The 6,333-nt window shown below is 70.8% G+C and carries 5 protein-coding genes; 3 read left to right on the top strand and 2 right to left on the bottom strand.

Annotated elements, in window-relative coordinates; genetic code table 11:
* Positions 1-33: 33 nt before the first annotated feature.
* Positions 34-270 carry a SelT/SelW/SelH family protein gene (locus D7Y13_RS45725; RefSeq protein WP_233595375.1) on the bottom strand — a complete coding sequence of 79 codons (237 nt, stop codon included), beginning with the start codon at positions 268-270 and terminating at the stop codon, positions 34-36.
* Positions 271-384: 114 nt separating this feature from the next.
* Between D7Y13_RS45725 and D7Y13_RS14655 the strand changes: the two genes are divergently transcribed.
* The 3 genes from D7Y13_RS14655 (at position 385) to D7Y13_RS14645 (ending at position 3,883) form a co-directional block, all read left to right on the top strand.
* Positions 385-1,842: a pyridoxal phosphate-dependent decarboxylase family protein gene (locus D7Y13_RS14655; protein WP_120532159.1), complete on the top strand. Its 1,458-nt coding sequence runs from the start codon at positions 385-387 to the stop codon at positions 1,840-1,842.
* A gap of 56 nt (positions 1,843-1,898) precedes the next feature.
* Positions 1,899-2,618 carry a glycosyltransferase family 2 protein gene (locus tag D7Y13_RS14650; RefSeq protein WP_120532160.1) on the top strand — a complete coding sequence of 240 codons (720 nt, stop codon included), beginning with the start codon at positions 1,899-1,901 and terminating at the stop codon, positions 2,616-2,618.
* A 230-nt stretch (positions 2,619-2,848) separates the two neighbouring features.
* Positions 2,849-3,883, top strand: coding sequence for a rod shape-determining protein (locus D7Y13_RS14645; RefSeq protein WP_014400170.1), 1,035 nt, complete (start codon positions 2,849-2,851; stop codon positions 3,881-3,883).
* A 47-nt stretch (positions 3,884-3,930) separates the two neighbouring features.
* On the opposite strand, the gene D7Y13_RS14640 is transcribed toward D7Y13_RS14645, so the two are convergent.
* Entirely contained in the window at positions 3,931-6,333 is a 2,403-nt protein-coding gene (locus D7Y13_RS14640; RefSeq protein ID WP_120582832.1) for a serine/threonine-protein kinase, read from the bottom strand.

The raw sequence follows: 6,333 nt of genomic DNA, 5'->3' as shown, positions 1-6,333 counted from the left end.
GGTGGGAGGCACGGGCGGAAAGGGGCCTTGCGGCTACGGACCCACGGCCCTGGCCACCGCGTCCACCACCTCCTGGTCGGTGGGGAACGCCAGACCCGTCTTGCGGATGACGACCCGGCCGTTCACGGCGACTTCATAGATGCCCGAGGAGCCCTTCTTCAGCTCCGCTTCCAACTCCAGCTCTTCCTTCAGCGCGGCCGCCGCACGGGCGGCCCTGGGGGCATAGCCTCAAGCCGTGCAGTAGGTGATGGTCACCGTCGTCTGGGTCATGGGAGGCCTCCTGGCGTTTCGGGGTGCCCCCTTTCGTTAATCCTCGCGCGGGACAGGCGCCAGTGCCGAACGCGCGTTCCCCCTCCCGCCGCCACCCGCTAGCTTGCGCCCGCCATGACGACCGTCTTTCCGCCCCTGGAAGCCGCCTATGACCCGGAGGCCTTCCGGACCACCGCCCACGCCCTGATGGACCAGTTGGCGGACTACCTGAAGGCCGCGCTGAAGGGGGGCGCGATGCCGGTGCTGCCCTGGGCGCCGCCTTCCGTGAACCAGGAGCGCTTCGCCACGCCCTTCCCGGAGGAGCCTCCCGCCGAACTGGCCCCGGCCTTCGCGAACCTCATGGCGCGCGTGCTGGAGGGCTCCCACCACCTGCACCACCCGCGCTACGTGGGCCACCAGGTGACGGCGCCGCTGCCGCTCGCGGCCCTGTGCGACGCCGTGTCCTCGCTGCTCAACAACGGCATGGCCGTGTACGAGATGGGCCCCGTGGCCACCGCGATGGAGCACCATGTGCTCGCGTGGATGGCCGCGAAGCTGGGCCTGCCGGAGGGCGCCCGGGGCGTGCTCACCTCCGGGGGCAGCGCGGGCAACCTCACCGCGCTGCTCGCCGCGCGGCAGGCGAAGGCCGGCTTCGATGCGTGGAACGGCGGCGCGCACGCGGGCCCGCCCCTGACGGTGCTGGTGCCCCGCTCCGCCCACTACTGCCTGGCCCGGGCGGTCCGCATCATGGGCTGGGGCGAGGGCGGCCTCACGCCGGTGGACGTGGACGCGCACTTCCGCGTGCGGCCGGACGCGCTGGAGGACGCGCTCCAGGGGGCTGTCCAGAAGGGGCGCAAGCCCATCGCGGTGGTGGCCAGCGCGGGCTCCACCGCGACCGGCGCCTTCGACCCGCTAGAGCCGGTCGCGGACTTCGCCGAAAAGCACGGCCTGTGGTTCCACGTGGACGGCGCGCATGGGGCCGCGGCCAGCCTGAGCCCGAAGTACCGCGCGCAGGTGAAGGGCATTGAACGGGCGGACTCCGTGGTGTGGGACGCGCACAAGGGCCTCTTGATGCCCGCGCTGGTGACGGCGGTGCTCTTCCGCGACGGGGCGCGCTCCTTCGACGCCTTCTCCCAGGAGGCCCACTACCTCTTCCACGGCGACGACCCACGCCCCTACAGCGACGTGGGCCTGCGCACCCTGGAGTGCACCAAGGAGATGATGCCCCTCAAGGTGTACGCGTGCCTGTCCGTGCTGGGCACGCGCGTCTTCGAGGAGGCCGTCACCGCGTCCTACGACCAGGCCCGGAGGTTCGCGGCGATGCTCGCGGCCACCCCGGACTTCCAGGTGGCGGTGCCCCCGGACTGCAACATCGTCTGCTTCCGCCACACGCCCGCGCACATCCCGAAGGAAGGCTGGGATGCCCTCCAGGCCCGCCTGCGGGAGGCGCTGGTCACCCGGGGAAATTTCTACCTGGTGCAGACGCGGCTGCCGGACGGGGTGTACCTGCGCACCACCCTCATCCACCCCCTCACCGGGGATGGGGACCTGGAGGCCCTCCTGGAGGCCCTCCGGAGGGCGGCCGGACCCTGAATTTTGTGTGCAAGGGAGTCGCCCGGGGCCACGAAACGCGATAGGGGCGGGTCGCCATGCTCGTCTCGCTCGTCATCCCCGTCTACAACGAGATTCCCACCCTGGCGGAAATCCTCCGCCGTTGCATCGCCGTGGACTTCCCGAAGGAGCTCGTCCTGGTGGACGACTGCTCCAAGGACGGCAGCCGTGAATTCCTGCGGCAGTTGTCCGAACAGGGGCTCTCGCTGCTGGGGGGAAACCCGAAGAACCGCAACGAAGTGCGCGTGCTCTTCCAGGACAAGAACCAGGGCAAGGGGGCCGCGCTGCGCCGGGGGTTCGCCGAGGCCACCGGGGACATCATCCTCGTGCAGGACGCGGACCTGGAATACGACCCCCGGGACATCCCGCGCGTCATCCAGCCCATCCTGGACGGGGACGCGGACGTCGTCTTCGGCAGCCGCTTCATCGGTTCGCCGCGCCGGGTGCTCTATTACTGGCACACGGTGCTGAACAACCTGCTGACCATGCTCTCCAACATGACCAGCGGCCTCAACGTCACCGACATGGAAACCTGCTACAAGGCATTCCGTGCGGAGGTGTTGCGGTCCGTGCACGTGGAGGAGGACCGCTTCGGCTTCGAGCCCGAAATCACCGCCAAGGTGGCGCGCGGAAACTGGCGCGTGTTCGAGGTGCCCATCAGCTACCACGGGCGCACCTACGAGGAGGGTAAGAAGATTGGATGGAAGGACGGCGTGCGCGCCCTCTACGCCATCGCGAAGTACTCCGTGAAGCGCTGACGCCCGCCCGGCTGCTGTCCTGGGGGGGATGCGCTCAACCCTCCGGGCGGCACGGCGGGATTGCGGAGAATGGAACACAGCGGCCGCTGGGGCTGGTTATCCAGCAGGCGGAACCCCAAGGTGCTTCCGGCTTTTCTTCCTCCGTATTGCGGCGCGTAGTAGTTTCGTCAACGCACTCCGTCTGAAGGGCTGGGAAGTTTCGGGGCCCTTCCGAAAGTTTCCGCCCCCGTATGTTCGACTGGCTCCACACCCTGTTTTCGCGCGACCTCGCCATCGACCTGGGTACGGCGAACACGCTCATCTACATCCGCGGTCAGGGCATCGTCTCCAACGAGCCCTCGGTCGTGGCGGTGCAGCAGGATTCGCGCGGGGGCAAGAAGGTCCTCGCGGTGGGCAAGGAGGCCAAGGAGATGCTCGGCAGGACGCCGGGCAACATCGTGGCCATCCGGCCCATGAAGGACGGCGTCATCGCCGACTTCGAAATCACCGCCGCGATGCTGCGCTACTTCATCCAGAGCGCGCACAACCGCAAGACGCTGGTGAACCCCCGCATCATCATCGGCATCCCGTCCGGCATCACGGAGGTGGAGCGCCGCGCGGTGCGCGAAGCGGCCGCCAACGCGGGCGCCCGGGAGGTCTACCTCATCGAGCAGCCCATGGCCGCGGCGATTGGCGCGGGCCTGCCGGTGACGGAGCCCAGCGGCAACATGATTGTCGACATCGGCGGTGGCACGTCCGACGTCGCGGTCATCAGCCTCGCGGGCATCGTGTTCGCCAAGTCGGTGCGCATTGGCGGCGACAAGCTGGACGAGGCGATCATCCAGTACGTCAAGCGCAAGTACAACCTGCTCATCGGTGAGCGCACGGCGGAGCTCATCAAGATGGGCATCGGCACGGCGTACCCGACGGACGAGGTCATGACCATGGAGATCAAGGGTCGCGACCTGGTGGCCGGCGTGCCGCGCACGCTCACGGTGTCCAGCGACGAGGTGCGCGACGCGCTCGCCGAGCCCGTCAACGGCATCGTGGAGGCCGTGAAGCTGACGCTGGAGCGCACGCCCCCGGAGCTGGCCGGTGACATCGCCGACAGGGGCATCGTGCTGGCCGGTGGCGGCGCGCTGCTCAAGAACCTGGACACGCTGCTGCGCGAGGAGACCGGCCTGCCGGTGTTCCTCGCCGAGGACCCGCTCTCCGCCGTGGTGATTGGCGCGGGCAAGGCGCTGGAGTCGCTCGACATCCTCCGCCAGGTCTGCCAGCCGGGCTGAAGTCCCCTTCGCCCTTCGCTGCACCGTGACGGCGCTGGACCCGCTTTTCAGGGGTCGGCGCCGTTCGCGTTTCCGGCCTCCGGGGTGCCTGCGGCGGGGGTGCCTGCGGCGGGGGCGTCCTTCGGCGGAGGCAGCCCGGTGGGCTCCACCACCCGCGCCACGCAGTTGGGGCGGCGTCCCTCGCGGTTGTTCTCCTCCTGGTTCCAACGCTGGATGAGGTCGCCCTTCAGCATGACCATGACGCCCTCGGGGTGCTTGTGGGGCACCTTGGTGTCCATGCACGCGTCGAAGGCGAGCTTCATCCAGACAGGCGCGGCGCGGACGGCGAAGCCCTGGAGCGCATCCAGCCCCCCGAACCCGTCCAGCCGGCCGGTGAACACCGTGTAGCCCTCCTTCGCCTCACGGCGGGCGCGGACCAGCACCGCGCCAGCGCGCAGGTCCGGGGCCAGACGGGAGAACGCCGGGGTGACCTCACCGGAGTGCAGGTACTTGAGCAGCGCGTCGCGGGCGAAGAGCAGCGGCAAGGACGTGGTGAAGAGGCGCTTGCCCCGCGCATCCCCCGTGCGCGTGAGCTCCAGGGCGAGCAGCGCGACGACCTCCGGCTCCATGCGGGAGAGCACCGCGTCGGACTCCTTCGCGGCCTGCTCCATCGCGCGCGCGGGCTGCTCCAACGTGTCCCGCGTGAGGCCCAGCACCGTCTGGTCGATGGGGGACTTCAGCGCCAGCCGCTCCTCCTCCTTCGGCATCCGCCGGCCGGTGAGCAGATCCAACAGCAGCATCCGCTCCGGCTGCCGCGTCATCGCCGGGGGAATCCAGTCGCGCAGCACGTAGGGCGTGTGCGCGGGCCCGACGACCTCCGCCAGCCGCCCGGCCAGCACCAGGAAGTCCCAGCTCCGGTGGCGGGGGTCCTGACCAAAGCGGTGCACCAGCGCCGTCGCCGCGTCCTTGCGCCACGCGCGCAGGTGGATGCGGACGAACAGCTCCAACTGCTCCACGGTCTCCGGCGGATGCTTCGCGGCGAACGCCTCCAGCCGGCTGGAGGTGTCCCGCACGAAGTCCCGGGTGGGGCCCCACGTCAGCTCGCGCGACGCCAGCGGGTCCTCCAGCTCCTTGCGCCAGCGGGCCTCCAGCAGCGCGCGGCCGACGTCGGGCGAGTCCGGGAAGCGCTTCGCCAGGCTCTCGTATTCAGGCAGGGCCAGGGACGACAGCACTTCCAGCGTGCGGGCCCGCCGCAGGTAGAGGGCGGGCAGTGGCTGGTCCCGGAACGCGTTCTCGTGCTCGTAGTAGCGCTCCAGGGCCTCCTTTCCCAGGCCGGCGGAGGCCATCAGGTCCTGCGCCAGGGATTGGGCGCCCAGGTCGTTCTGCCACTGGTGCATCAGCATCCGGGCGAAGGTCGCGGTGTTCTTCGCGCGCGGGTCGCCGGGCCGGTGGTCGTGGGTCTGCGCATCCGCGAGCAGGACGCTGCGGGCCCCCAGCTCGCGCGCTCGGACGTTGCCCGCCTCCACCTCCGCGACGGCGGAGGCCACCTGTCCCGCGAGCTGCCAGCGGCCGGCCTCCATGTGGCCGAGCACGGTGGATTCCCAGTCCGCCTTCGCGACGACGAGCGCCTCGTCCGGGAAGAGCAGCGACCCGCTGCCCGGCAGCGGCCGCCGGCTCAACAGACCCATCGTGCGCGACGCCGAGGGCCCCTGGCCTTCCAGCGTCGCCGCGCCGCGCACGTTGTAGACGATGTGGTCGCCGGCCGTCGGCAGCACCACGTCCTCGAAGGGCCACTCCGAACCGGGCCAGCTCGCCCGTCCGTGCGGTACTTCGCCCTTCTCCAACGTCACGACGCCGTCCACCCGTACACCGGGCGCCACCTCCCAGTGCTGCGCGCCGATGCGCACCACCACCGGCCGCGACAAGCCATTGATCACCGACACGGCGTGCTTCTGGCCCAGGCTGAGCAGCGCGCCGCCCAGCCCCACGCCCACGCAGAGCCCCAACACCACGCAGCCCACGACGCCCGCGCGGCGCCACGCCCGCCGTGCCGGGGGCGGCACCTGCCCGATGACCTGGAGCGGCGCCGACGGCGTCCCTCGCACCAGGTAGTCGTTGAGCGGCCACACCGGCAGCCCCAGCACCGTCACGGTGCGCTCGGCGACGAAGGGTGCGTCAGGCGCGGTGGGCGCGGGCTGGCCCTTCCAGCGCAGGCCCGTGCCCAGGAAGGAAGGCGTCCGGGGCGTCGGGGCCGAGGTGACGAACGCCCCCCGGTCCTCCACCAGCGCGGCGAGCAGTTCCCGCGTGGGCCCCGGCCGCTCCTGCGCCAGCCGTTGCATCAGCAGCGCGTGCACCTTCCACGCGTCTCCTCGCGCGAGCGCCTCCGCCAGTGCGGCGTCCGGCAGCAGCTCGGCCAGACGTGGAGCGCGCTCCAGCAGGCCGCTGGGATCCGTGGGCAGGGCGAGGGACAT

This window comes from Corallococcus praedator, from assembly GCF_003612125.1.
GTDB classification, from domain to species: Bacteria; Myxococcota; Myxococcia; order Myxococcales; family Myxococcaceae; genus Corallococcus; species Corallococcus praedator.
This window is presented reverse-complemented; position numbering and strand designations above follow the sequence as displayed.

Coding starts and splice junctions, on each gene's coding strand:
- D7Y13_RS14645 (WP_014400170.1), top strand. CDS start 2,849: ATGTTCGACTGGCTCCACACCCTGTTTTCGCGCGACCTCGCCATCGAC.
- D7Y13_RS14650 (WP_120532160.1), top strand. CDS start 1,899: ATGCTCGTCTCGCTCGTCATCCCCGTCTACAACGAGATTCCCACCCTG.
- D7Y13_RS14640 (WP_120582832.1), bottom strand. CDS start 6,333: ATGTCCCTCGCCCTGCCCACGGATCCCAGCGGCCTGCTGGAGCGCGCT.
- D7Y13_RS14655 (WP_120532159.1), top strand. CDS start 385: ATGACGACCGTCTTTCCGCCCCTGGAAGCCGCCTATGACCCGGAGGCC.